The sequence below is a fragment of the Streptomyces sp. NPDC050743 genome (assembly GCF_044456925.1).
Taxonomy (GTDB): Bacteria; Actinomycetota; Actinomycetes; order Streptomycetales; family Streptomycetaceae; genus Streptomyces.
The window spans coordinates 1-24,872 of record NZ_JBITGJ010000103.1; the positions used below are offsets into that span (position 1 = coordinate 1).

General features: G+C 68.3%; 23 protein-coding genes and 2 pseudogenes. 17 read left to right on the forward strand and 8 right to left on the reverse strand.

The features are described 5' to 3' along the window. Positions 1-197: hypothetical protein (locus tag ACIBJF_RS44220; protein WP_399182927.1), on the forward strand; the 197-nt coding region annotated here is incomplete at its 5' end. A 237-nt stretch (positions 198-434) separates the two neighbouring features. Here ACIBJF_RS44220 and ACIBJF_RS44225 read toward each other — a convergent pair. Next, positions 435-1,337, reverse strand: coding sequence for an RNA repair domain-containing protein (locus ACIBJF_RS44225; RefSeq protein ID WP_351811712.1), 903 nt, complete (start codon positions 1,335-1,337; stop codon positions 435-437). Positions 1,338-1,523: 186 nt separating this feature from the next. Here ACIBJF_RS44225 and ACIBJF_RS44230 point away from each other — a divergent pair, with 186 nt between their 5' ends. Both ACIBJF_RS44230 and ACIBJF_RS44235 read left to right on the forward strand, forming a co-directional pair. Further along, positions 1,524-2,201: a DUF429 domain-containing protein gene (locus tag ACIBJF_RS44230; protein WP_399182929.1), complete on the forward strand. Its 678-nt coding sequence runs from the start codon at positions 1,524-1,526 to the stop codon at positions 2,199-2,201. A gap of 432 nt (positions 2,202-2,633) precedes the next feature. Next, entirely contained in the window at positions 2,634-3,563 is a 930-nt protein-coding gene (locus ACIBJF_RS44235) for a transposase (RefSeq protein ID WP_399182931.1), read from the forward strand. A 23-nt stretch (positions 3,564-3,586) separates the two neighbouring features. On the opposite strand, the gene ACIBJF_RS44240 is transcribed toward ACIBJF_RS44235, so the two are convergent. The 5 genes from ACIBJF_RS44240 to ACIBJF_RS44260 form a co-directional block, all read right to left on the reverse strand. Next, a complete protein-coding gene (locus ACIBJF_RS44240) occupies positions 3,587-3,757 on the reverse strand; it encodes a hypothetical protein (RefSeq protein WP_399182933.1) in 171 nt (56 codons plus the stop codon). Positions 3,758-3,804: 47 nt separating this feature from the next. Next, on the reverse strand, positions 3,805-4,119 hold the full coding sequence (locus ACIBJF_RS44245) for a hypothetical protein (protein WP_399182935.1): 315 nt from the start codon (positions 4,117-4,119) through the stop codon (positions 3,805-3,807). Between the two features lie 56 nt (positions 4,120-4,175). After that, entirely contained in the window at positions 4,176-4,955 is a 780-nt protein-coding gene (locus tag ACIBJF_RS44250; protein ID WP_399182937.1) for a D-Ala-D-Ala carboxypeptidase family metallohydrolase, read from the reverse strand. Between the two features lie 23 nt (positions 4,956-4,978). Further along, positions 4,979-5,350, reverse strand: coding sequence for a hypothetical protein (locus tag ACIBJF_RS44255; protein WP_399182939.1), 372 nt, complete (start codon positions 5,348-5,350; stop codon positions 4,979-4,981). A gap of 876 nt (positions 5,351-6,226) precedes the next feature. Then, positions 6,227-7,294: a S1 family peptidase gene (locus ACIBJF_RS44260; RefSeq protein WP_399182940.1), complete on the reverse strand. Its 1,068-nt coding sequence runs from the start codon at positions 7,292-7,294 to the stop codon at positions 6,227-6,229. A 678-nt stretch (positions 7,295-7,972) separates the two neighbouring features. On the opposite strand from ACIBJF_RS44260, the gene ACIBJF_RS44265 reads away from it, so the two are divergent. From ACIBJF_RS44265 to ACIBJF_RS44320, 12 genes are all read left to right on the forward strand, one after another. After that, entirely contained in the window at positions 7,973-8,260 is a 288-nt protein-coding gene (locus ACIBJF_RS44265) for a hypothetical protein (RefSeq protein ID WP_399182942.1), read from the forward strand. Positions 8,261-8,609: 349 nt separating this feature from the next. Next, entirely contained in the window at positions 8,610-9,350 is a 741-nt protein-coding gene (locus ACIBJF_RS44270) for a DUF1684 domain-containing protein (protein WP_399182944.1), read from the forward strand. Between the two features lie 45 nt (positions 9,351-9,395). Then, the gene (locus ACIBJF_RS44275) at positions 9,396-10,916 is read left to right on the forward strand and encodes an ABC transporter substrate-binding protein (RefSeq protein ID WP_399182946.1); all 1,521 of its coding nucleotides are present in this window, start codon (positions 9,396-9,398) and stop codon (positions 10,914-10,916) included. Then, positions 10,916-11,881: an ABC transporter permease gene (locus tag ACIBJF_RS44280; protein ID WP_356109477.1), complete on the forward strand. Its 966-nt coding sequence runs from the start codon at positions 10,916-10,918 to the stop codon at positions 11,879-11,881. Before ACIBJF_RS44275 ends, ACIBJF_RS44280 begins: the two co-directional genes overlap by 1 nt. Beyond that, positions 11,878-12,756 carry an ABC transporter permease gene (locus ACIBJF_RS44285; RefSeq protein ID WP_399182948.1) on the forward strand — a complete coding sequence of 293 codons (879 nt, stop codon included), beginning with the start codon at positions 11,878-11,880 and terminating at the stop codon, positions 12,754-12,756. The genes ACIBJF_RS44280 and ACIBJF_RS44285 overlap by 4 nt, the downstream gene beginning before the upstream one ends. Next, entirely contained in the window at positions 12,753-13,553 is an 801-nt protein-coding gene (locus tag ACIBJF_RS44290; protein ID WP_399182949.1) for an ATP-binding cassette domain-containing protein, read from the forward strand. Before ACIBJF_RS44285 ends, ACIBJF_RS44290 begins: the two co-directional genes overlap by 4 nt. Then, positions 13,550-14,314, forward strand: a complete 765-nt coding sequence (locus tag ACIBJF_RS44295) for an ABC transporter ATP-binding protein (protein ID WP_399182951.1) — start codon at positions 13,550-13,552, stop codon at positions 14,312-14,314. Before ACIBJF_RS44290 ends, ACIBJF_RS44295 begins: the two co-directional genes overlap by 4 nt. Before the next feature lie 1,786 nt (positions 14,315-16,100). Next, a complete protein-coding gene (locus tag ACIBJF_RS44300) occupies positions 16,101-16,706 on the forward strand; it encodes a hydrolase (protein WP_399182964.1) in 606 nt (201 codons plus the stop codon). 392 nt (positions 16,707-17,098) lie between these two features. After that, on the forward strand, positions 17,099-17,614 hold the full coding sequence (locus ACIBJF_RS44305; protein WP_399182953.1) for a hypothetical protein: 516 nt from the start codon (positions 17,099-17,101) through the stop codon (positions 17,612-17,614). Between the two features lie 103 nt (positions 17,615-17,717). Next, the gene (tatA, locus tag ACIBJF_RS44310; protein WP_399182955.1) at positions 17,718-17,984 is read left to right on the forward strand and encodes a Sec-independent protein translocase subunit TatA; all 267 of its coding nucleotides are present in this window, start codon (positions 17,718-17,720) and stop codon (positions 17,982-17,984) included. A gap of 99 nt (positions 17,985-18,083) precedes the next feature. Next, positions 18,084-18,935 carry a twin-arginine translocase subunit TatC gene (tatC, locus tag ACIBJF_RS44315; protein ID WP_399182957.1) on the forward strand — a complete coding sequence of 284 codons (852 nt, stop codon included), beginning with the start codon at positions 18,084-18,086 and terminating at the stop codon, positions 18,933-18,935. Between the two features lie 487 nt (positions 18,936-19,422). Next, positions 19,423-21,009, forward strand: coding sequence for an MFS transporter (locus tag ACIBJF_RS44320; RefSeq protein WP_399182959.1), 1,587 nt, complete (start codon positions 19,423-19,425; stop codon positions 21,007-21,009). A gap of 210 nt (positions 21,010-21,219) precedes the next feature. Here ACIBJF_RS44320 and ACIBJF_RS44325 read toward each other — a convergent pair whose 3' ends face one another. Then, positions 21,220-21,903 carry an SDR family NAD(P)-dependent oxidoreductase gene (locus ACIBJF_RS44325; RefSeq protein WP_399182961.1) on the reverse strand — a complete coding sequence of 228 codons (684 nt, stop codon included), beginning with the start codon at positions 21,901-21,903 and terminating at the stop codon, positions 21,220-21,222. 656 nt (positions 21,904-22,559) lie between these two features. On the opposite strand from ACIBJF_RS44325, the gene ACIBJF_RS44330 reads away from it, so the two are divergent. After that, positions 22,560-23,066: a MarR family winged helix-turn-helix transcriptional regulator gene (locus tag ACIBJF_RS44330; RefSeq protein ID WP_399182962.1), complete on the forward strand. Its 507-nt coding sequence runs from the start codon at positions 22,560-22,562 to the stop codon at positions 23,064-23,066. An 8-nt stretch (positions 23,067-23,074) separates the two neighbouring features. Here the strand turns inward: ACIBJF_RS44330 and ACIBJF_RS44335 are convergent. After that, positions 23,075-23,473, reverse strand: a pseudogene (locus tag ACIBJF_RS44335) (transposase); the annotation flags it as partial. 163 nt (positions 23,474-23,636) lie between these two features. Between ACIBJF_RS44335 and ACIBJF_RS44340 the strand changes: the two are divergent. After that, positions 23,637-24,545 (forward strand): annotated as a pseudogene (locus ACIBJF_RS44340) (helix-turn-helix domain-containing protein); the annotation flags it as partial. Positions 24,546-24,872: the final 327 nt, after the last annotated feature.

Sequence of the window (24,872 nt, forward strand, 5' to 3'; positions counted from 1 at the left end):
TGAAGTTCCGCGGCCACCGTTGGCGGCCCATCGCCGAGATGGGTGCGGCCATGTACCTGCCCTTCCTGGCGCTGTTCGTACCGCTGGCACTCAAGCTCATCGACGCCGGTGCCCTGATGCTGTGGGGCCACCTGCTCATGCTCCCGGCGATGGCCGTAGCCATGTTGCTGCGTCCGCACGAGTACGCCCACTGCTGAGGCATCGACCCCGGCCCAGCGCCGTTGCCGGCCGCGGAGGCGGCCGAGATGCTCGCCCAGGCCCGCTCGGTGATCCGTGCCGCCAAGCAGAGCGTCGAGGAGATCCTGGCTGTGCTCAGCACCAACGGCAGTCCTGGGGTGGCTCCGGCCACACGTCAGGTGACGGTGGCCGGCCGGTGGGCTGGTCCCTTACGACCTGAAATCCCCGGCGGCGTCTTGCCCCACCTGGCCATGGCCTCACCTGTCGGTGATCTCGGAGAGCCATGCCGTGTCCTCCGGGTCCGGCGCTTCGAGGCCGGGTGCGGGCAACCGGCGGATTTCGCCCGTGCGCAGGGCGATCGTGGCCCGTGGCCGCATCGGCCCGTGGCCCCTGCGCGAGAGCAGGACCAGTTCCCAGACCGTCGCCGTCATGGCGTCGAGCCGGGTGGCGCAGTCGGCGCTGACTCGGCGCGGATCGCGGGTCCGGCCCAGGGACAGATGCGGGGTGAAGTTCTCGGCGGCCCCACGACAGCGCGGGAACCGCCGCCGCAGCGCGCGGTGCAGGTCCGTCCACGGCGCCTCGCCGCCCGCCGTCGGGTCGAGCCACACGGTGACGTACTCCCTGTGCCGGAAGGTGCACACCCCGTCCAGCCGGGCGGTGAAGACCGGCGTCTCGGCCGTCGCCGCGGCGAGCAGCGGGGCAGCCCGCTCGAAGTCGGCCTCCGGCACGAAGCCGTGCAGGACGTTGACGTGCGGTGGCCAGCGGTGGATCTGGGGATCGTAGTCCCGGCGGATGTCCTGGATCGGCGGCCACAGCTCCGCGGGCGGGATCCAGGCCACCGCCGTGCGGGCTGTTGGGGACACGCCGAGGGCGTCGGCAGGTGCGCCCCTGCCGAAACTCAGGTCCGCTTGCGGGTCCCGCACCCGGCCGGCGCCGGACGCGTCGATGCGGTCCATTCCCGTGGTCCGGTCCCAGACCACCTCGCCGTCCGCCTCGATGAACACCACCCGGTGCCACGGGATGTCGCCTCCCGGCACGAAGGAAGTCAGCGAGATGCGCTTGCAGGCATCCCCGCGCTGGCTGATCCCCAGCACGAACCGGGCCGGATCGAACCGCGGGTCCCAGCGGATCCGGTGATAGATCTCGTCGCTGGTGCGCATCACGCCTCCTCCCGCCGTCACACCTTCTCCTCCAGGGTGCCGCCCGCCCTGACCTTGACGCCCGTTCCTCGCGCATCGCGACGGGTTGGCTACTATGTGTAGTGTCCAATATCTTCTACCCGCGGTCTCTGGGGCCGTGGGTGTTGCTACGTTGCGGCTTGGGCTTGTGCGCGAGGGGTGGGTGGGATGGACGTCCTTGGAGCCGACGCCTGTGGTAAGCAGGGGTGGGTCGGGATCAGGCTCACGGACGGCGCGTACGCGGGCAGCCTGGTGGATCCCCGGCTCGAGAGGCTGATCGAGCGCGCCGCCGAGGTGGATGCGATCGCGGTGGACATGCCGTTGGGCCTGGTCGACAAGGGCTGGCGTGCGGCAGATCTCGCGGCCAGGGCGCTGCTCGGGGTGCGGCGCAGCAGCGTTTTCCCCATAGCGCCAAGAATGGCGTGGCAGGAGCAGGACTACAGGGCGGCCGCCGGCCGATGCCAGGAGCTCACCGGTAATCGGCTGAGCCAGCAGGCGTGGGCGCTGAGGCCGAAGCTGCTTGAGGCGCGGGCGTGTTGGCTCGCCGATGAGCGGGTCCACGAGGTGCACCCCGAGGTGTCCTTCTACGCCTTGGCCGGCGGAGTGCCGCTGGCCTACGCCAAGAAGACCTGGCGCGGCCAGAACTTGCGCCGCTCCCTGCTGGCCGAGGCCGGCCTCGTGCTCCCCGACGAGCTTGGTGAGGCGGACCGCATTCCAGTGGACGACGTACTCGACGCCGCTGTCGCGGCCTGGTCGGCGCACCGGATCGCGCTCGGGACAGCGAACCGCATTCCGGAGGTGCCCGAGCCGGATACAGAAGGGCGCCTCGTCGAGATTCGATACTGATCAATCCATCAAGTATCGAATGGGTTCGCAGCGACAACTTCTTCTCCCAGGCCCCGCCCCAGGCATTGCAACGCCTGTCGGCGGGGCCGGGAGCCAAGGCGAACGGTTCTACGACCGGGCCGCCGCCCACGTGCCCGCAGTGGGGGAGTTGGACGGCGACGAGCCGACCCGGCAGCGGTGGATGCCAGCCCGCCGCAGCCTGTCCCGCGTGAAAACCTGGGTTCGGACACTGATCAGGGCGTTTCGCTGCGAGGGGGGTAGTAGACCGGGGCATGATCGGGATCCATGCGGTGGTCATGGATCTACCTGCTGACGCGCAGGTCTCTGGAGCTGGCAGGCCTCAGGTTCCTGGGCAATGCGGCAAAAGATGTTGAACTGCTGGTCCTTCGGCACCAGCTCGCTGTACTCCAACGCCGAGTCGGCCAACCCAAGTTGGAACCGGCCGATCGGGTCCTGCTGGCGGCCCTGTCGCGTCTGCTGCCCAGGCAGAGCTGGAGCAGCTTCTTCGTTACCCCCGCGACGCTGCTGCGCTGGCACCGGGAGCTGATCGCCGACAGGTGGACCTACCCTCACAAGAGGCCGGGTCGGCCGCCGATATCGGTGGAGACGCGGGAGCTGATCCTGCGTCTCGCGCGGGAGAACCCGTTGTGGGGACACCGCAGAGTGCAGGGAGAGCTGGCCCGGTTGGGCATCACGGTCTGCGCCGCCACCGTCCGGTCAGTACTGCGTCAGGGCTACATTCCGCCCGCGCCCCAGCGGGCTCACGACGCCTGGGCCTCCTTCCTACGCGCCCAGGCTTCGGGACTGCTGGCCTGCGACTTCTTCCATGTGGATACCGCGTTCTGCCGGCGGCTGTACGTGCTGTTCGTCATGGAGGTCGCAACGCGCCGAGTGCACGTCCTCGGCATCAGCGCGCACCCGAACCGGGACTGGGTGACCCAGCAGGTGAGGAACTTGATGATGGACTTCGAAGATCGGGTGGACCGGTTCCGGTTCTTACTGCGCGACCGGGACGGGAAGTTCTCCGACGCCTTCGACGCCGTGCTCGCCGACGCGGGCGTGCAGGTGCTACTTTCCCCGCCGAGATCGCCGAAGGCAAACGCCTTCGCGGAACGCTGGGTCGGCACCGTCCGCCGCGAGTGCACCGACCGCCTGCTCATCATGAACGAACGGCACCTGCGCGCCGTCCTGAACACCTACACCGACCACTACAACCGGCACCGCCCCCACCAATCCCTTCACCAACGACCTCCTCAAGCCGCAGAGACCGGACACACGGCACCTGTCATCCCCTTGGGAGGCCGCGTCCGTCGCACTCAACTACTCGGCGGCCTCATCAACGAGTACCAGCAAGCAGCCTGACGGCAGGCAGACAAACGGCCTGATCAACAGCCCGAACCAGGGTTTTCACGCGGGACAAGGTCACTGGCGCACACGGTCTCCCGGACACCCACGGTGCCGTTCGAGTACGCGATGGCGGGCCAGGCGCCGATCAGTACCGCGGCGCTCACCGCGGTGACGACGGCGGCCGCACGGCCGGCTCGGAGTGCGGACATCGGCTTTCCTTTCCCTGTCGTTGCGGGGGACACGGGGCTGTCACGGCTCACCAGGAGTCGTAGCCGCCGATGCACTCGATGCGCACGTAGCCCCAGTCGTTGGGGCCGTAGTCGAAGGTGGCGGCCCAGCCGTTGTAGACAGGGTGCACGCCCTGGGTGTGGCCGACCTTGTTGCCGTAGGTGAGGGTGCGCAGATAGCCGGTGGGGCCCGAGGCGCTGTCGTAGTTGGCGTAGAAGCTGGCGGTCTGGCACACGATGACCGCGTGCTGCGGCGGGACGTCGGCCCTGGCAGCGGACTGCTGCAGGGCGACCGCGGTGACCACGGTGGCCGCCATGGTGAGGGCCTTGGCGCAGAACTTCAAGATTCGTCAACTCCTCTGAAGAGCGGGGCGGGTCGACGCGTGTGGGCGGAGGGAGGTCACACGGCGCCGCTCTCCCACCACCAGGAACCGGAGCCGTAGGAGGGGTACTGGACGCGGCTGTCCACGTGCTGCCAGGAGTGGGTGTAGGCCTCGAGCCCGGAGAATCCGCAGGTCTCAGCGATCCTGTACACCTGGAGGGTGGTGTGTCCGGAGACGACGATGTCCGCGGCGACGCCGTAGACGTGCATGCTGTTGGACGCGCCGCCCACCGAGGCGTTGTAGGAGACGCTGCGGAAACCGGAGTTGATCGTGATCGCGCTGTTGCCGGCCTTCTTGCGTACGGCCTCGAGCTTGTACATCAGCCGACGCACGTTCTCCTTGACCTCGGCGGCGCCCACCTGCCCGCCGCTGAAGCCGGACCCGTCATGGGAGTAGAACTCGCTCCAGTCGAAGTGCGCGGTGGAACCGTCGCTGCTTTCGAGACTGTTGAGCACGCTCTGGGTCTGCGGGCCGACGACGCCGTCCGCCGTGAGACCGTACGCGGACTGGAACCGCCTGACCGCGTTGTAGGTGGCCGCACCGAAGGCACTGTCCCAGGCAACGTAGGTCTGCTGCGCGCTGGATACGGCCCAGCCGCCGACGCGGATCTGCAACTCCTTCACATCGGAGCCGCTGTCGCCCTGCTGAAGAGTGCGGGTCCATCCGTAGGCCGAGGCGCGGGAGGCCGACCCGAGGCTGACGGTCGCCGCCGTACCGAGCGCGGCCGTCAGGCCCAGCGCGCCGCGGAGCATGGTACGCCGGTCCAGGCCTCGGCCGGAGTCTGCTGTAGTGTTCATGAGCCCTCTCTTCGGTGTGCCCGTCAGGACCGGTAGGCGTGGCGGGTGTAGGTGAGGCTGAGCGGAGCGGTGTTGGCGAAGTACTGCGAGATCAGGTACGCGGGGTCAGGCGCGATCGAGCCGTCCTGCAGATCGCTGCCGTCGTCCCTGTCGTCCCAGGCCCAGGGTGTGTGCGTGGCGTTGTCCTCACCGTTGTCGCCCGCGAACGTCCCCCAGGAGGCGTAGGGCGGGTTGGCGGAACGGCGCTCCCACAGGCCGCCGGAGGAGAACATGTCGACCAGCTGGTACGCCGCGGAGCGGTCGTTTCCGCCGGTCGGCACCGTCCCTCCGGTGCGGTTGGGACGGTAGACGATGCCGTCACCGCCCGGGAAGCTGCTGCCGTCCCAGTTGTACATCCCGTGGCCGTGGGCCTCCTGGAAGACCGTCGGGTGCGGAGCGCCGTCGTGCTCTGCATGAGCAGTGTGCCGTCCACGGTTTCGCGGTTGGCCGTGAAGGGGCTGCCCGAAGGCAGGTAGGAGTAGTAGTCGTTGTGGGCCTGGGTGACGGCCGCCTGGAGCTTTCCGTAGGTGCTGCCGTCCTTGTGGACGACCTCCAGCACGCCCTCCATGTCGTTCTCGTGCGAGAGGACGTCGAGCGGATAGTCCTTCCAGTCACGCGGGTGGTAGAAGGCGTAGATGATGTACCAGTGGGTGGAGGTCTCCACCACGGAGTAGTACGCCGTGCCCTTCAACTGGCCGGCGTAGGCGTCGAGGTGGTCCCAGTTGTTCAGCGTGCTCCAGTCCCCGTCGTAGTTGACGGGGGAGGTGTGGTCGGCGGTGTAGTACGCCGACGAGGTGTCCTGGTAGTGGATGGGGGCCCAGCGGTAGGCGAGGTCGGCGCCGGTGGGTGCGGCGTGGGCCGGGGCCGGGGCCGTGAGGAGAGCGGCCGGGACGAGCGCGGTGAGCAGGAGGGCACGGAGAGATCGCCAGGCCTTCATGGGGGCTCCAGGGCGCGGGAAGCGGACGACAGGTGACCGGCCGCCAATCTGCGTGCCACGGATGACGGCTGCCAGGGGACCGTGGCGGCGCAGGAGTTAATGTCTGACGTCCCGTCGGAGAGCCGATGCGTTGGGCTGTGCGAGGTGCGCCGCTCGCTGAGTGCCGCAAGGGCTGGTGAGCCCTGCGGTGGTGGGCTGAAGCGTCTCCTTGGCGTCGTGGCCTGACACGTGTGACCGCCGCCTTCCGGGCGGCAGTCACACGTGCGTCGTCAACGCTCGGGAGAGGGAGGAGGACCTAGTACACGCTGACGCCGTACGCGCTCAGCGCCTCGGTCACCGGCTGGAAGAAGGTCGTACCGCCGGAGGTGCAGTCGCCGCTGCCGCCGGAGGTCAGACCGATCGCCTTGGTGCCGTCGAACAGCGAACCGCCGGAGTCGCCGGGCTCGGCGCAGACGTTGGTCTGGATGAGGCCGTAGACGACGTCGCCGCCACCGTAGTTGACCGTGGCGTTGAGGGCTTGGACGGTCCCGCCGTGCACGCCGGTGGTGGAACCGCTGCGCTTGACCGACTCGCCGACGTAGGCGTTGGCGGCGGACGTGATGTCCTGGCTGGTGCCGTTGTAGAGGTTGACGGTGCCGGGGTGGCTGACGCCGGTGTTGTCGTAGCGGACGATGCCGTAGTCGTTGGTGGGGAAGCTGGAGTCGATGGTCGGGCCGACGTAGGTGCTCAGGCCGGAGTTGGTGTACCAGTTCGGGTAACCGTCGGTGCAGTGACCGGCGGTCAGGAAGTAGTAGGCGCCGCTGCTGGTGCGGACGTTGAAACCGACGGAGCAGCGCCAGCCGGCGTCGGCGTAGATGGCGGTGCCGCCGTTGAGCAGCTTCCTGAAGGTGCCGCTGACTCGTTTGACGGTGACCGCGTCGCCGTAGGAGGCGGTGGCGGACTTGAGCTCGGCGAGGTCGGCGCGCGAGACGTTGCTGTCGGCGCTCACCACGAGCTTGTTGGTCCTGGGGTCGACGGCCCAGGCGGTGCCGGGGATGTCGGCAGCCTTGGTGGCGGCGCCGGCCTTGGCCAGCTGCGCTGAGCTGTGGGTGACGAGCCTCGGCACGGCACCGGCCTCGCGGACAGCCTCCGCGGCCTTCCGCGTGGTGACGTTGACCACCACGGACTTGGTCTCGGCGTCGTAGTACGAGCCGGCCGTCGAGGTGGTGCCGAGGGTCTTGGTGAGCTTGGCCGCGGCCTCGGGCGAGGCCTTGGCCGAGGGGGCGGCCTGGGCGGTGGGCGTGGTGAGCGACACCGCGAGGAGCCCGGACGCCAAGGCGATCAGCCCGGAGCGTCTGGCGGTGCGAGAGGTCTTGACCTTCACTCGTTCCTCCTGGGTGGGGACAAGGGAGACCCGTCAGGGCGGCACACGAGCCCTCGCAGAGCAGCGTGTCCCTGACAAGTTCCGGACGGGAGTATTCCGTGCCCCGCGGTCGGCGAACAAGAAGCCGGAGGCAGAATTTACGCGCGTAACACGTTGGTACGTACCTGCCGGTCGAAGCGGCAAATGAACTGCTGCCACCAGTAATTGAGGCGCAGTCAGGAAACCGTCGGAGAGCTGCGCCGCGTACACGGCGAGTCCGAGGAACTGGCTCTCGGTGGCCTGTGGCGGCGACGACCAGGGTCAGGGGCGGGCCGCGGTACCGTGTGCTCGTTTTCGGTCGTTGGCGTCGACTGTCAATGCGCAGCCGGCCTCCGCAGGCCATCGCGGCGCTCTGATCTCACGCCTTTTCGAAGTCCACCGACAGAAGTCTGGCCGCCGTTTGTCCGCTTCGCGCTCGCCCCGCAAGCCCGCTGGTGGACGACGGCCGAGTTGCGGTCAGCCGGAGTGTTGGCCGAGCCTGCTGAACTGCTCGACTCATGGACGGCTACTGGGACGGGCGGCTGCCCGATGAAGAGATCTCGCTTGGGTGAGCGGCTTCCACGCCGACCGTGCGCACGCTGGGCCCCGCTCCCCGAACCCTGACGGGCTGTACACGCCGGTGCAGCGTAACGTCGTCTTGTGGACTTCCCTGCGGACAGTCTCGTGTCCCGTGCCGCGCGTGAGGTCAGCCTGCGGGCAGACCGGTTGATCCATGCCGTCGAGCGGTGCCTGCAGCGTGGAGTCCCCGAGGTCTGGGAAGACCCCGACGTCGCCCGCATGACGGCAGAGAATGTCACCGAACATGTTCTCGCGGCGTTGGCCGGCCTGGTACACGGCATCGAGCCGGACCAGATCGAAACGCCGGCCGCAGACCCGGACCGCGCGCGCCGACTTGCTCGGCACGGGACACCCGTCAGCACAGCGTGATACTGCGGTCCTTCCGGCTGGGGCAAGGTGTCATGCTCGACCGGCGGGCCCGGCGAGGGGACCGGTCGCGTGATGGATGTCACGCGACATGAGGCGGTCGTCCGGGTGGGCCGCGTACGGGCCGGTCGCCCGGCCGGATGCGGGAGCGGCGTGCATCCGGGCGCCTGGCGCGGGCGCCGTCCCTGGTCGCCCTCGGTCCTCTCGCCGCGGAAGGCCGTCCATAGACCGTCTCACGATGTGTACACCCGTTTGACATTAGATTCGCTTATGGAAGATAAAGAACATGCTTTGGCCACTCTTTCGCGTTGCGTGACGTTCGCGGCGTGAGGCCGCCGATCCCTTCAAGCGAATGAGTCCGACCGTGTCCCACCCCACCAGTGACGGCCCCGTCGGCGGCTCCGTCGGCCAGTGGCACGCATGGCGTGCCGAGCGCCATCGCTCGCTCACGTCGCCGACCGGGAATCTCGCCCTGGTCGAGACCCGCTGGCTCCCCGCCGGTGAACGCCCCGATGTGGAGGAGGGCCGCGCCGGCCAGCCGAACACTGTGACGGTCACCACACTCCAGCGGACCGACCTCGTCACCGGCGAGCCCGAGCACGGCCTGCGTCTGTGGGACGCCGAGTCACCCGCCATCCACCACTTCGACCGGGTCGACGCCTTCCCTCACGACCCGGTCTGGGTGATCGAGGCGACCTACACCCCCGTGCCCGGTGCTCGCCGGGTCGCCTTCGAGCACCTGCGGGACAACGGCGGCACCCGGGAACTCGTCGTCCCCGGGGACATCACCCTCGCCGTCGACGGCCGCGACTACACCCTCAGCGCCTTCGACGACGACGGCACCCTCCTGCTCGTCTTCGGTGATCCCACCAACGGCGTCAGCACCTACGGGGCCGGGCGCTTCCTCTTCGTGCAGCGCACGCAGGACGAGCACCGCGTCCTGCTCGATTTCAACCGCGCCTTCGTGCCGCCCTGCGGTTTCTCCGATCAGTACAACTGTCCGATGCCGCCGCGGCAGAACCGCTTCCACCTGCCCATCGAGGCCGGCGAGAAGCTTCCCGTCTTCCGCGGCGGCTTCCCCGCGCAGCACTGACCGTCGACCGCCTCCCCGTACCGCAGCACGAAAGCGCCCTTCATCATGAGCCTGAAGAAGACCTCCCTGTACGGCACCGCGACCGCGGCCGCCCTCGCCCTGACCGTGACGGCCTGCGGTGGCTCCGGCGCGGGTGGCAGCGCCGGGTCCGGCACCTACGACAAGAACGCCACCGTCAGCATCGGCTCGCTGTACGAGCCGCAGAACCTCGACAACACCGCCGGTGGTGGCCAGGGCGTGACCGAGGCGCTCAACGGCAACGTCTACGAAGGGCTGTTCAGGCTCACCGACAACGGCAAAGTGGAGGAGCTGCTCGCCAAGGACTACAAGGTCAGCGGCGACGGTCTCACCTACACCTTCACCCTGCGCGACGGCGTGAAGTTCCACAGCGGCAAGGAGCTCACCAGCCAGGACGTCAAGTACAGCTTGCAGAAGGTCATCGCGGACGACTCCCAGTCGGCACGCAAGAGCAACCTCGAGGTCATCAAGGACATCACCACCCCTGACGCGCGGACCGTGAAGGTCACGCTGTCCCAGAAGTCGATCTCCTTCGTCTACAACCTCTCCTACGTCTGGATCATCGACTCCCAGGCCAAGAACCTGAAGACGACCGAGGACGGCACCGGCCCCTACAAGCTGGACAAGTGGACCCGTGGTTCCGCGCTCAGCCTGGACCGGTTCGCCGGCTACTGGGGCGACGCCGCAAAGAGCAAAGAGGTGGTCTTCCACTACTACAAGGACGCCACGGCCCTCAACAACGCGCTGCTGACCAACGCCGTCGACGTGGTCACCAGCGAGCAGTCGCCCGATACCCTGGACCAGTTCAAGAGCAACCAGAACTACAAGGTCAACGACGGCAACTCCACCACCAAGCTGCTGCTGGCCTTCAACGACAAGGCCAAGCCCTTCACGGACGTCAAGGTGCGCCAGGCCGTGTCCGCCGCCATCGACGACAAGAAGCTGCTGGAATCGGTCTGGGGCGGCTACGGCAAGCTCATCGGTTCGATGGTGCCGCCCACCGACCCGTGGTACGAGGACCTCACCAAGGTCAACGCCTACGACCCGGCGCGTGCGAAGCAGTTGCTCGCCGAGGCCGGGTACGCCAAGGGCTTCGCCTTCACGCTGGACACCCCGAACTACGACCCGCACCCCACCGCCGCCACCTTCATCAAGTCCCAGCTTGCCAAGGTCGGCATCACCGTCACGATCAACACGATCACGCCCGACGAGTGGTACACGAAGGTCTACAAGAACCACGACTTCAACGCCACGCTCCAGGAGCACGTCAACGATCGCGACCTCGTCTGGTACGGGAACCCCGACTTCTACTGGGGCTACGACAACAAGCAGGTCACCCAGTGGGTGCAGCAGGCCGAGGAGGCGTCCAGCACGGCCGAGCAGACCGCGCTGCTGAAGAAGGTCAACGAGAAGACCGCCGAGGACGCGGCCAGCGACTGGCTGTACCTGTACCCGCAGATCGTGGTCGCGAGCAGCAAGCTGTCGGGCTACCCCCTCAACGGCCTCAACTCCCAGTTCTACGCCTACGACATCGAGAAGAAGGGCTGATGGCGCGTTACCTTCTGCGCCGGCTCGTCTTCCTGGTGGTGTCGCTGGCTCTCGCGAGCGTGGTGCTGTTCGTGCTGCTGCGCATGCTGCCCGGTGACCCGGCCAACGCCCTCACGGCGGTGGGCGCGAGCCCCGAACAGATCGCCGCGGCACGGCACGCCATCGGCTCCGACAAGCCGCTGCCCGAGCAGTTCACCCACTGGCTCGGGCAGCTGGCGAGCGGTGACCTCGGCACCTCCTTCGTCAGCTCGCTGCCGGTCGGACCCGAGGTCGCCTCCCGGCTGAACATCACCGTCCCGCTCACCCTCGCCGCCTTCGTGCTCGCCGTCCTCATCGCCGTGCCCGCCGGATTCGTCGCCGCGCACAAGCGCCACACCTGGTACGGCGCCCTGCTCAGCGGTGTGTCGCAGTTGGGCATCGCCGTCCCGGTGTTCTGGCTCGGCATGATCCTCATCGCCGTGTTCGCGCTGAACGCGGGCTGGCTTCCGGCGGGCGGATTCCCGCAGGACGGCTGGTCCGAGCCCGCGGACGCGATCCGCTCCCTCGTTCTCCCGGTCGTCACCATCGCCCTGGTGATGAGCGCGTCCCTGATCCGCTACGTCCGCTCAGCGACCCTCGACGTCGTGGACAGCGACTATCTGCGCACCGCCCGCGCCCTGGGATCGTCGTTCGGCCGCGCGATGTGGCGGCACGGTCTGCGCAACGCCTCCGTGCCGGTGATCTCCGTCCTCGGTATCGAGCTCGCCTCGACCCTGCTCGGCGCGGTCGTCGTGGAGTCGGTGTACGCCCTGCCGGGTCTCGGTTCGATGCTCGCCACCGGCATCGCCCAGCACGACTACCCGGTCATCCAGGGCGTGCTGTTCGTCTCCACCCTCGGTGTGCTGCTCATCGGCTTCGCCGCGGACCTGCTCCAGCGGATCATCGACCCGCGGCTGCGGGGACGGCTCTCGGGAGGTGCCCGGTGATTCCGGCCGACACACTCGAAGCGGCGCGGCCCGCGGGGACGCCACAGGGCGGGCGCCGCTCCCGCGTCTCCGCCACGCTGGTCGTCGGCTCCGTCCTCGCCGGCCTCATCGCGCTGCTCGCCGTGGTCTCCCTGTTCTGGCTGCCCTACCCCGCCGACGACACCTCCGGCGGACGGCTGACGGGACCGGGCGGGGGACATCTGCTGGGTACCGACAAGTTGGGCCGTGACCTGTTCACCCAGGTGGTGATCGGCTCCCGGATCGCCGTCGAGGCGGGCCTGGGGTCCGTGCTCATCGCCGCCACCATTGGCATCGTGCTCGGCGTGCTCGCCGCGTTCGCGCAGGGCTGGCTCGACGACACGCTCTCCGCGTTCCTCGACATCCTGATCGCGTTCCCGACGCTGCTGCTCGCGATGCTCATCGTCGCCGCGCGTTCGGCGACCCTGGGATCCGCTGTCCTCGCCATCGGTCTGGCGCAGAGCGCCGTCGTCGCCCGACTGGCACGCATCCTGGTCAAACGCGTCCTGACGCAGGACTACATCACTGCCGCTCGCACCTCTGGCACGTCCTGGTCGCGCATCGTGCTCGGACACGTCCTGCCCAACATCTGGCCCACCCTCGTGGTCAACCTGGCCCTGCAGTTCGGGCTCGCCGTGCTGGCCGAGGCGGGCCTGTCGTACCTGGGGCTGGGCGCCCCACCACCTAACGCCTCATGGGGTCGCATGCTCCAGGAGGCCCAGGCCACCTTCACCACCGCCCCCGCTGGCGCCCTCGCCCCCGGCATCCTGCTCGTCCTGCTCGTGGTCGGCGTCAATCTCATCGCCGACGGCCTGCGGGAAACCCTCGATCCGGCGACCGGTCGGAGGCGCTCATGACCTTCCTGGACGTACGCGGGCTGACCGTCCGGACCGCCGAGGGCAGAGTGCTGGTCGACGACCTGTCCTTCAGCGTGGCCGGTGGTGAACGGCTCGGCCTCATCGGCGAGTCGGGGTCCGGCAAGTCGCTCACCACGCTGGCGGTCCTCGGCCTGCTGCCCCGTGGCATGACCGCCACCGGCAGCGTCGAACTCGCCGGCACCCAGATCGTCGGCGCGACCGAAAGGGCGCTCACTTCGGTGCGCGGCCGGGACGCCGCCGTCGTGTTCCAGGAGCCTCTCACCGCGCTCGACCCGTTGATGCGCGTGGGCCGGCAGATCGCCGAGCCCTTCGCCAGACGCAGGGGCCTCAGGGGCGCCGCGCTGCGCGACGCCGTCCGCGACATGCTGGCACAGGTACGGCTGCCGGAACCCGAACGTGTCGCCCGCGCCTTTCCGCACGAAATCTCGGGCGGACAGAGGCAGCGCGTCGCCCTGGCGATGGCCTTGGCCTGCGACCCAGGACTTCTGATCGCGGACGAGCCGACCACCGCGCTGGACGTGTCGGTGCAGGCGGAGATGCTGGATCTCCTCGACACCCTTGTCCGGGAACGGGGAATGGCGGTGATCTTCGTCAGCCACGACCTGGCCGTCGTGGCCCGGGTGACCGACCGGGCTCTGGTGATGAAGGACGGCCGGGCGGTCGAGACGGGAACCGTCCACGACCTCGTCCGCTCTCCGCGCGCGGAGTACACCAAATCGCTCGTGGCCAGCGCCCGGACGCTGGAGGCCGCTCTGGATCTGAGGAGCCCGCGGTGACGCCCGTACTGGAACTGACAGACGTGGCGCTGCGCCACCGGGGGAGCGCGGTCGACGCGGTGCAGGACATCTCGCTGGCCGTCGAAGCGGGGCGCAGCCTTGCCCTCGTCGGCGAGTCGGGGGCGGGCAAGACGACGCTCCTGCGTCTGCTGCTCGGTCTGGCCCGGCCCACCGCCGGGACTGTCCGCTTCGACGGTGCCGACCTGTCCCTGCGCGACCGGGAGCAGATGCGCCGGTTCCGGCGCAGCGTGCAGTGCGTGTTCCAGGACCCGTACTCCTCGCTCGACCCGCGTCGTCGCGTGGGTGCCGTCGTGGCGGAGCCGTTGCGCTCCCTCGGTATCGACACACGGTCCTCCGCCGTGCCGAAGGTGGCGGCGGCCCTGGAACGGGTCGGCCTCCCGGCCGACACGATGGACCGCTACCCGCACGAGTTCTCCGGAGGGCAGCGTCAGCGGATCGCCATCGCCCGCGCCACGGTGTGCCGTCCACGAGTGCTGCTGGCCGATGAGCCCGTCAGCGCACTCGACGTCACCACCCGGGTCAAGGTCGTCGACCTGCTCGCGGAACTCAAGCAGGAACAGGGGCTGACACTTGTGATGGTCTCCCACGACCTGTCGGTCGTGGCGTCCCTGTGCGAGCGGACCGCCGTACTGGAGCACGGCCACGTGGTGGAGCAGGGCGACACCGCCCAGGTGCTGGGCCACCCGGCGCACCCCTACACCCGCCGCCTGATCGACAGCGTGCCGCGACTGCCCGCCTGACCGCGGGCCGGCGTGCCGGGCCTTCTTTGTCACTGTCGATGGGCCCGAATCGATAGAAAGGGACCACCGCCACCTGGCTCCAGCAGCGCTGAACAGAGGCGGCTTGACGGCTGAGCTGCTCGGCCAGCTCTGCGAGATGGTCAGGGCCTTCGAGCGCCACCACGGTTTCGGCGAGCGCCAGACCGTCGAGGTGGCGGCGCTCTGCGGCGTCGCTGATGTCCTGGTGCCAGGTCGGCGAGAAGCGTTCGAGTACCTCCAAGGTGCGTTCGACGGACCGCGGAATTTCGGCGGGAGCGAAGACGGCAGCCAGATCGGCTTTGCCGAGGCACCGGCCAGACAGGTTCCGCATCATCCGATCCGTCCGGAACATGACGTCCGGGTCGTTGGAGACGCGGGAACCATGCAGTTGATGAACCAGGTGCACCACCTTCCCAGTGCTCCCCACGTAGGACCAGGCGGCGCGGATGAGTTCGGCGTACGCGTCCTGCTGGTGCTGACGGCGCACCGTGACCGATCTCACTGTCCCTCACTCTCCTATTCCCCGTTCGCCCGGCACTCCGATCGCTCCCGGTGCGCTTCGCGGCATGGGACATGGCGGCATGGCAGTGCAGCCGGAAGGATCGGGGGACGAAAACAGCGCACTCGGCCTCTGCGTGTATCCCGTTCGACGGGGAAGCGATCTCATCGGCTCGGGCCTGCAGCGGCATCAGCGGTGGTTCACGCACCACACGAACTGGCCCAGGTACCAGCGGTCGACACCGGCGTCGTGCCGCCACGTCACCTCGACCCACCGGTGCCCGTTCCAGACGTACAGGTGGTGACCGTCCCACCGCTTTTCCCACCTGCGGTGGTGGTGCTGGCCATGATGGTGACCTCGAGGGTCGTCGTCCGTGTGCCGGCCACGGTGTGCGTGCCGGCCGTCGTCCCGTTCCCTCTGGCGACCGCTTGCGTACGCGTCGTTGCGGTAGCCGTCACGTCCGCCGCCGGTCCCGGAGCCGTCGCCGCTGACGCCGAGGCGCCGGCACCGAGAAGGCTCCGCCCGCCATCGCTGCAGAAGCGAGAGCGATCGGGACGCGCCTGATCCACCTGCCCATAGTCATCTCCTGCGATTCCGCCGAACCAGGCGGCCGCAGCCATGGCCGTGATCTGCGATCCGGAAATTCATGATCAGCCGGGCGCCGAGGTACGGGGTATTCGGAGGGGGTCCTCATGTTTGGCTCTGCCGGAGCACTCTTGGGTGCTTGCGGCGTCTTGGACGGGCCCTCGATGGTTGATGTATCAACCATCTCGGAATTTAGTTGATGCGTCAAAGTCCCTGGTCGAGGCGTTACGGCGAGCCCGGACGAGGAATGCCGTCGCCGCGGGCCTGCTCGTCGTCGCGGCGATGGGGTGGCGGGAAGCGACTCGGTCGCAGGCTCGCCGACTGTCAGTGAGCGGGTCGTAGCCGTCGGTAGTGAACTGCAGGTCGGCGATGTCGGTGCACCTTCGGTGCGCGCCGGGGGAGGGGCTCGCCGAGATCACCGACATTCAACTGGTAGTTGACTGGTTAACAATCTGGAGTATGGTCGTGCTGTCGCCCTGATTGGGGCGGCAGTCTCTGGCTTCCTCATTTCACAGGAGATGCATCATGTCTGGTATCACCAGCAGGCGTTCGGTTCTGGCGGCGTCGGCCGCAGGTGCGGCTGCCGTGGTCGCTGGAACGGGCACCGCGAACGCCGCGGGCGCGGGTGCCGGGTCGGCGGGTGCGAGCCCGGCCGGTGCGAACGGGCGTCGGCACTGGGATCCGATCAGCGCCAAGAACTCGGTCTTCTTGCTCGTGGACCATCAGCCTTCCCTCCTCGCGGGCGTGAACAGTCACCCCACGACGACTGTGATCAACAACGTGACGGGCCTCGCCAAGGCGGCCAAGGTGTTTGGTGTCCCGACGGTCCTGACCAGCGTCCTGTCCGAGCGGGGCGGCAAGCTGATCCCCCAGATCCGCGACGTCTTCCCCGGCCAGGAGGTACACGATCGCACCACGCTCAACGCCTGGGAGGACGCCAACGTCGTCAAGGCCATACGCAAGACCGGCGCCAAGAAGATCGTGATCGCCGCGCTGTGGACCGAGATCTGCCTGGCCTACCCTGCCCTGGCCGCACTGGACGAGGGGTACGAGGTCTACGCCGTCACCGACGCCTCGGGCGGCACCAGCGTCGAGGCCCACGACATGGCCGTGCGGCGCATGGCGGATGAGGGTGTCGTCCCCATCACCTGGAATGCCGTGATGGGTGAACTGCAGCGCGACTGGTCCCGCACCGCCACCATCCCGGGCGTGGCGAAGATCAACAAGGAGCACTTCGGAGCGTTCGGCGCCATCCTCGACCTCGAAGAGCAGCTCCTCAGCCACCGCTGATATCCCCACCCGCGGGCAACGGGATCTGGTGTCGGGGAGCGCGTCAGCACGGTCTCGCTCACAGGAACGAGGCCGACCAGTTGGCCGCCTGGTCGTCTGCGGGCAGCTGGGGACCTCCGCCCAGGAAGTACGCGAGTTCCCCGTTCTCTCGCTCGTCAATGGCCGGATCGCTTGATCGGGTGTCGTCGTCCTTCCCGTCGGTGTTCCGACGGGAAGGACGACGGCCGGCGCCCCGTCATGGCTCCGTCACATGCGGGCAACAGGCCATTGGGCCACCCCTTGTGCCCGGCCCAGCCGACCCGCAGCGGCGGCTGCTGGGCCGCGCAAGCGGCCGTGCATCGCCGCCGGCCCGGCCGCAGCGCAACCCTCACCAGCCCATACTGGAGCCGTACATGTTCTTCGACATCGGCCCGCTCGAAATTGTGACACTGCTCGTGCTGGCCGTCATTCTGGTCGGGCCCGAGAAACTCCCCACGACGGTGTCGAATATCGCGAGAAACATGCGCAGGCTGCGCGAGTTCTTGCAGAGCGCTCAGGCCGACATCCGCGCCGAACTCCCCGCTGAGTTGCAGGGCATGGCCTTGGAGGACCTCAATCCGAAGTCGCTTGCCCGCAAGCACTTGCTGAGCGCCGAGGACCTGACCCGCCCGAGCCGGCCTCCGGCCCTGGCCGGGAAAGGGAATTGCTCGGTGGCCTGGTGGCGGACACCTCGGAAACTCCGCAGAGGTCCGTCGGATCCGATCCGGTCCCGGCGGTCATTGACCACCACCACGAACAGCAGACAACGCAGCGGACCCCGACGAACCACTGACGGCCTCGCATACACCGTGTGCCACGGCTACTTCACGCCGCCGTGCCGAAGCCAGTCCGCGTGGCGTCTGCGTCCCCGCCCCATCTGGGCCGATTGACCAAACTACGCGTATCCAAGGCAGGCTCCACATCCGCCTGCGGTCAGATCACCCGTACTGGAGCGCCGCTCCTGTACTTAAGTCCTCCAGAAAGGAACCACCTATGTTCGGCAGGCTCGGAGCACCCGAGATCCTCGTCATTCTCGCTGTCGTCCTCCTCCTCTTCGGCGCCAAGCGTCTTCCCGAGATGGCCCGCTCCTTCGGGCAGTCGCTGCGGATCCTCAAGAGCGAGACCAAGGCGATGAGGCAGGGCGACGCGGACGAATCCCACACCGACGGGCAGGCCACCACCTCCGCCCTCCAGCAGGCGCACGACGACCGCCCCACGGCCCCGCAAGCGTCCGAGGCAGACAACGCTCACCAGCGTTGACGCGCCACCACCACCGACACAGAACATGTGCGGCAGATGCCGCACTCGATGGCACCGGGACTGCCCATGCCCACGCGTACACCGCACGACGCTGCGCGGATGCCTCTGGGAGAGCACCTGCGCGAGCTGCGAAACCGCCTCATCAAGGCTGTTGGTGCAATCCTGCTCGCCACGATCGTCGCAGCCCTCTTCTACAAACAACTGATCGCATTCCTCATCGATCCCCTGCCCGGTTGCGTTCCGGGCCGGCCGGCTGGCACCACTGAAGCGGCACACTGCGGCCTGATCTCCATCAACGGCCTCCTCTCGCCCTTCACCCTCGCACTGAAGGTGTCGGTCACCGCGGGAGTCGTCGTGGCGAGCCCGGTGTGGCTCTACCAGCTGTGGGCTTTCGTCGTACCAGGCCTGTACCGCAAGGAAAGGAAGTACTCCCTAGCCCTCCTCGGGGCAGGTGTTCCCCTGTTCTTGTGCGGCGCCGCGATGGCCTACTGGCTCCTGCCGACCACGGCGCGGGTGCTGATCTCCTTCACCCCCGAAAAAGCGACCAACCTCCTGCCCATCGACGACTACCTCAACCTGGCCACCCGCATGGTCGTCGTCTTCGGCCTGTCCTTTGAACTTCCCTTCCTGCTTGTGCTGTTGAACCTCGGCGGTGTGATCACTGCGCGTCAGATGATCGGCTGGTGGCGCGGCATGTTCATGGGCATCGCCGTCTTCGCCGCGGTCGCCACCCCCAGCACGGACCCCCTGAGCATGCTGCTGCTGGCCGCACCCATTGGCCTGTTGTACCTGGTTGCGTGCGCGATCGCCTGGTGCAACGACCGCCGTCGAGGGCGCACCCGCAGCGCCGACGGGACGGGCGGAAGCCCGCAGGACGTGGAGGCATCCCCCATGGACCTGACTCCGACCCCCATTCAGCCGCCCAGCAGCATCACAACCATCCGCCCGTAACACAACCCCATTTGCGCCACATCGCTCCACCGAGAAAGACCAGCCGTGACGGACCTGGATTCCAGCGCCGATGCGGCCCTTGAGGCGTCGGCTGACAAGCAGCAATCCAGCGTTGGTGCAGGTGGCAGGTGGCAGGTGGCAGGTGGCAGGTGGCAGGTAGCAGGCGGCAGAGGTGGGCACCTTGCGGGCGCTGCACGCCAACCGCCAGTGGACAGTGGCTGATTGTTTGGATCAGACCGTTCTGGGGTTCTGGCCGTAGCGGCAGCGCCAGCGCGTGGTGAGCTAAAGCGACGAGGAACGGGCCCGGTATCGCCGCCTGTTCGCTGACCCGCTACAGGCCGCACGCCGCCGACTGAGGCGCTGACGGCTCACGTCACTCACCAAGCCCTTCCCGGCAGGTCGATTCGGCACGGGGGCCTGTGCTGGTGCGCGGCCGACTCCAAGCTCGCACATCTCCTCTCCGCACATGATGAAGACAGGGATTCCTATGTCATCCGCTTCCGTGGACCGCTTCGTACTGCCCGCTCACACTCCGCCGGCCTTGCCTCCCGGTCTCAGGTCCCACCTGTGGCTGACGCTGATCGCCGTAGCGTTGGGACAGTTCATGGTCGGCCTCGACGGCAGCGTCGTGTCCATCGTCAATCCGGAGATCGGGCGGGACCTCAACGCGTCCAACGCCGGCCTGCAGTGGGTGACGAACGCGTACCTGCTGGCTGTGGCCGCCACTCTGATCCTGGGCGGCAAGCTGGGTGATCGCTTCGGCCGGCGCGTCATCTACATCACCGGCGTCGCCGGATTCGTCGCCGCCTCGATCGCCATCGGCCTGTCCCGGACGATCGAGGGGGTCATCTTCTTCCGCGTCGTCCAGGGGGTCTTCGGCGCCCTGATCATGCCCAACACGCTGGGGCTGCTGTGGGACGTCTTCCCTCGGAAGAAGCTCGGCGTGGCAGTCGGCGTGTGGGCCATGGTCTCCTCCGCGTCGGTCCCGCTCGGTCCGATCGTCGGCGGGCTGCTCGTCGAGAACGTCACCTGGCAGTCGGTCTTCTGGATCAACGGACTCATCGGTGCGTTCGCACTGGTGGCGAGCGCGCTGGCGCTGCCGCGGAGCAAGAACCCTAAACGGGGGCAGGGCTTCGACATCCCCGGTGTCCTCCTGCTTGCGCTCGGCCTGGCCGTCCTGGTGTTCGGAGTCGTCAACGGGGGGACCTGGGGCTGGGCCGCAGGCGGGACCGTGGGCTGCATGGTGGGGGGCCTGGCCGTCCTGCTGTTCTTCGGTTGGTACGAGACGCGCGTCCGTCATCCGTTGGTGCCGATGCGGCTGCTGCGCAGCCGGACGCTGACCAGCGGAACACTGGTCACCGCCATCAACGTCTTCGTCCTGCTGGGGACCATCTTCTTCGTCCTGCTGTACCTGCAGAACGTTCGCGGCTACACCCCGGTCGAGGCGGGATGGCGCATGATGCCACTGAGTGTGGCCTCGATCGTCGCTTCCCCGCTGGGCGCGACCCTGACCGAACGCTTCGGCGCCCGACTGACCCTGCCCCTGGGCATGCTGCTCGAAGCCGGTGCATCCTTCGGGCTGCTCGGACTGGACGTCGACTCCTCGTACGCCGCCCTGTGGCCGTCCTTCACGGCGCTCGGACTCGGCGTCGGCATGGTCACCGCGTCCGGCGGCGCCGTCGTTGGCAGCGTGCCGGTGAAGGACGCGGGTGTGGCCGGCGGACTGCTGACCACCGCGCTGCAGATGGGCGGCGCGCTGGGAGGCTCCGTGCTCGTCTCGCTCATCGGCAGCCGGGTCGGCTCCGGCCTGGTCGGCGAACTGACGTCGGCCGGGGTGCCGGGGCCGGTCGCATCAGGCCTGGCCGGGGCCAAGGACTCGGTGGCCCTGGGGGTGTGGCCCGTCTCTGCGCACATGACCGTACAGGTGAAGGCCGCAGTGATCGAGGGCAGCGGCCACGCGTTCATAAACGGGGTGCACACTGCGGCTTCGGTCGCCGGGGTGCTGTGCGTCGTGGGAGCCGTCGTTGCGGTCACCGGCGTGCGGCCCAGTGCTTCCGCAGCCACGAGCGACTGAGTGCAGCCGTCATCGGCCGGCGGCCCGGGGCGTTTCAGGCTGCCGAGGCGCCGTTGTCCACGGGGAGCGCGGTGCTGGTGCCTCGGCTCCGGGTGTTGTCGGAGCCAGGCGGTGAAGCCGGCGGCCGTTGCTGAAGCGATGATCCTTACTCCCCGGACGACGACTCTCACGTCTCCCACCGCAGCGCGCTTCGGGTGCGCAAGCAGCAGGTCAATCAGCTGAGCACAGAACACTCGGCCAATGATCGACCTGAGTGGCCGTCACGCTCAGGCATCCCGAAATGTTGATCAGAGCCGTATCCACTGTCCGCCGCCAGGCATCGACGTGCGCATGTTGCCGGCCTGGGCCATGACGACGTCGACTCCGAACGGCTTCAGCTCGGCGCGGTAGATGTCGGCGATCGCCTCGAGGTTCGCCTTCGAGGCGCTGGAGGGCCGTTGAAGGGGAGGGGAAGCGGCCGGTCATCGCCCCGATGAGGACGATCCGCCTGCGCGCGGCCCGCAGGGCGGGCAGGAGGGCGTTGATGACCGACAGTCCGCCGAAGACGTTGACGTCGAACTCGTGCTTGACCGCGGCGAGCGGGAGGACCTCGAGGGGGCCGGGGGTGAGGATGCCGGCGTTGCTGATGAGCAGGTCCAGACCGTTGTGGCCGAGTTCCTCGGTGACCTTGGCCGCCCATGCGCGCACCGCGTCCTCGTCGGTGATGTCGACGACGGAGAGGGCGGCTGCGCCGTCGGTGGCCTTGTCCAGGTCGCTGACCTCGTCTGCCGTCAGGGCGGTTCCGAAGACCCGGTAGCCCTTGGCGGCCAGTTTGAGGGTGACGTCCCGGCCCAGGCCGCTGCCGGCGCCGGTGATCGGGACGGACGGCTGCTTGCCGTTGGTGGTGTCGGTCATGGTTTCTGCCTCCTTGGATGCGGAAGGTTTCGCTCCTCGGTGTGGTGCTTTTGGCACACCCCCAAGTGGTTGACAGATCAACCATGCTTGATGTGTCAACCACGCCGCTGGGCCACGCTTCCGCAAGGCTTGCTTGCGAGCCGGAACCGTTGAAGGAAGTGCCGGTGTGCCAGGCCTGGTCCTCGTCGCGGCAATGTCGAAGCGGGGGAGAACGTCTCGATCGCCCGCCCGCTCGGGTCCCATGTGCTCGCAGTGAGGTAGCGGGAGTGGGCGGCCTGCGTCCGTCCAGCACCTCTCGATCAGGGGGATCGCGGAAATCCTGGACATCCTCGACATCCTCCGGGCGCCGCGAAATCCGGGGTGCACCACGGACGGCACGCCTGGTCCGGCTGCTCACCGGCGCCGCTCACCGGCATGGTCTTCCCTGCTGACGACTCGCGGCCCGACACAGTCCCGCAACGACGGCAGTCCGGGGACGCCATCGCGTACCCGTGGGGCTTGTGGGCTGCTCACCGCCGTGCAGCGGCGCCCAGGTGTAACCGCCACCCTCGTGGCGGCCGCATGTGCCGCAGGCGCCCGGGAGCGGCACTGCCACACGAAGCGGCAGCCCTCAGAGACCCCACGAGATTATTTCGTTAACCCGTTAACATGTCCTCATGGATACCCAGCCGTCCCCCCTTGGCCCCGCGGAACTGAACCAGAAGTGGCTGGCCCGCCCGGACCTCAACACGTCCTCCATGCACGTCGTGAGTCCGCTCAAGCGGGCCCAAGCGCTGCTGGCGGTCGCCTTGGAACCGGTGTACGAGAGTTCCGAACTCACTCCCTCGGAGGTGGACGTCCTGGTTCTCCTCCGGTACTTGGAGGAGCCAGTCATTGCGCGACGGCTGGCGCAGTGGATGGGTCTTTCGCGTGCTGCCGTCAGCAAGATGCTGGCCAAACTCGAGAGCCGGGGTCTGATCGACCGCCGGGCGAATCCGGCCGACCAGCGCAGTGCCCTAGTGACGATTTCCCAGGATGGCGTGGCGGCCATCGACAAGATATTCCCCCGCCACCTGGAGCGGGAGGCCCAGGTATTGGCAGGACTGGGTTCCGACCGGGAACGAGTCATCGAGGCCCTGGAGCTCCTGGTCCAGGCACTGGAGCGCACTGTGCTCACCTCCTAATGACGTTGTCAAGCCGCTGCTGTGACTGGGAGTTCACGTGTGAAGGACCGTCCGTCATGAATCAGGGCCCACAGGACGTTCACCCGTCGCCGGGCCAGGGCGAGGACGGCTTGGGTGTGCCGCTTGCCCTCGGCGCGCTTGCGTTCGTAGAAGCGGCGGGACACGTCGGAGCTGCGGATGCTGATCAGCGCAGACGTGTAGAAGACGCGTTGCAGGCCGCGGTGGTAGCGCCGAGGCCGGTGGAGATTGCCGCTGATGGTGCCCGAATCCCGGGGGACGGGGGCGACTCCGGTGAGGCTGGCCAGGCGGTCGGCGCTGCCGTAGCGACTCATGTCGCCGGCCGTGGCGGCGAGGAACTCGGCGCCCAGCAGCGGCCCGGTTCCAGGCGTGCTGGAGATCACCTCGGCGAGCCAGGAGAGTGCGCGCGTCAGGCGGAGGACTCCGGGACCGTGTCCTCCGTGCCGCCCGGTCCGAGGACCCTGTGGGGTGCCGAAACTCGTGTATACGTCCTGAGCTGGAACTTTGCGAGGGTCGGCGGGCGTGGCACGCTCAGCGGGCATGGTGCTGCGCATGCTCTACCTGATCTTCATCAGGCTCCTCGCCCTGCTGCTGTTGCTCTCCCGTACCGACCGGGCGAGGGATGTCGAGTTGCTCGCTTTGCGCAACGAGGTCGCGGTGCTGCGCCGGCAGGTCGGGGGATGTCCGCGGCTGACCTGGCCGGAGCGTGCCGTGCTCGCCGGTCTCGCCCGGCACATCCCGGGCCGACTGCGTCGGCACCGTCTGGTCACACCCGGCACGCTGCTGAACTGGCACCGCCGGCTGGTCCGCTGGAAGTGGCGACAGAAACCCGCACGCACCGGGCGACCACCGATATCCGAGGAGCTTACGGCGCTGATCCTGCGCCTGGCCCGGGAGAACCCCACCTGGGGCTCGACTCGCATCCAGGGCGAGCTGCGCCGTCTCGGCCACCGGGTCGGCGCCTCCACCATCCGCCGCATCCTGCGCGGCGCCGGACTCGGCCCGGCACCTCGACGCGGCCCGGACGCCGAGCCCACTTGGCGCGAGTTCCTGCGCGCCCAGGCCTCCGGCCTGCTCGCCGCAGACTTCTTCCACGTTGACACCGTGGGCTTGACCAGGCTGTACGCGTTCGCCGTCATGGAGGTCGGCACCCGCACGGTGCACATCCTCGGCGTCACCGCCCACCCGACCGCGGCCTGGGCCACCCAGCTCGCCCGCAACCTCCTGGCTGACCTCGGCGAGCCAGCCGCCGACTTCCGCTACTTCCTGCGCGACCGTGACAGCCGCTACACCCAGGCCTTCGACACCGTCTTCACCAGCGACAACATCAAGATCCTCAAGACCGCGCCGCAGGCGCCGCGGATGAACGCCCACGCGGAGCGGTTCATCCGCAGCGTACGAGCCGAGTGCACCGACCGGATGCTCATCTACAACGAGCAGCACGCCCGACACGTCCTCGCCCAGTATGCGACGCACCACAACACCGGAAGGCCGCACCGCGCCCTCGATCTTCGAGCTCCCGCCGACGCCCCGGACGTCATCCCCCTTCCCGGCGCAGCGCATCCAATGACGCGACATTCTCGGCGGACTGATCCACCAGTACCGCGACACCGCCTGACGAAGATCACGATGCTCCGGCGAAATGCGCAGCTCAGCGCCAGTATGGGACTTCTGGCACCCAACAGGCACTTGAGCCGTGGCGCAAGCCGCGGGCGGTGCATGATCCGGGCAAGATCCTGCTGGATGTGGCGCTCGCGGTAGCGCTGGGCGGAGACTGCCTGGCGGATG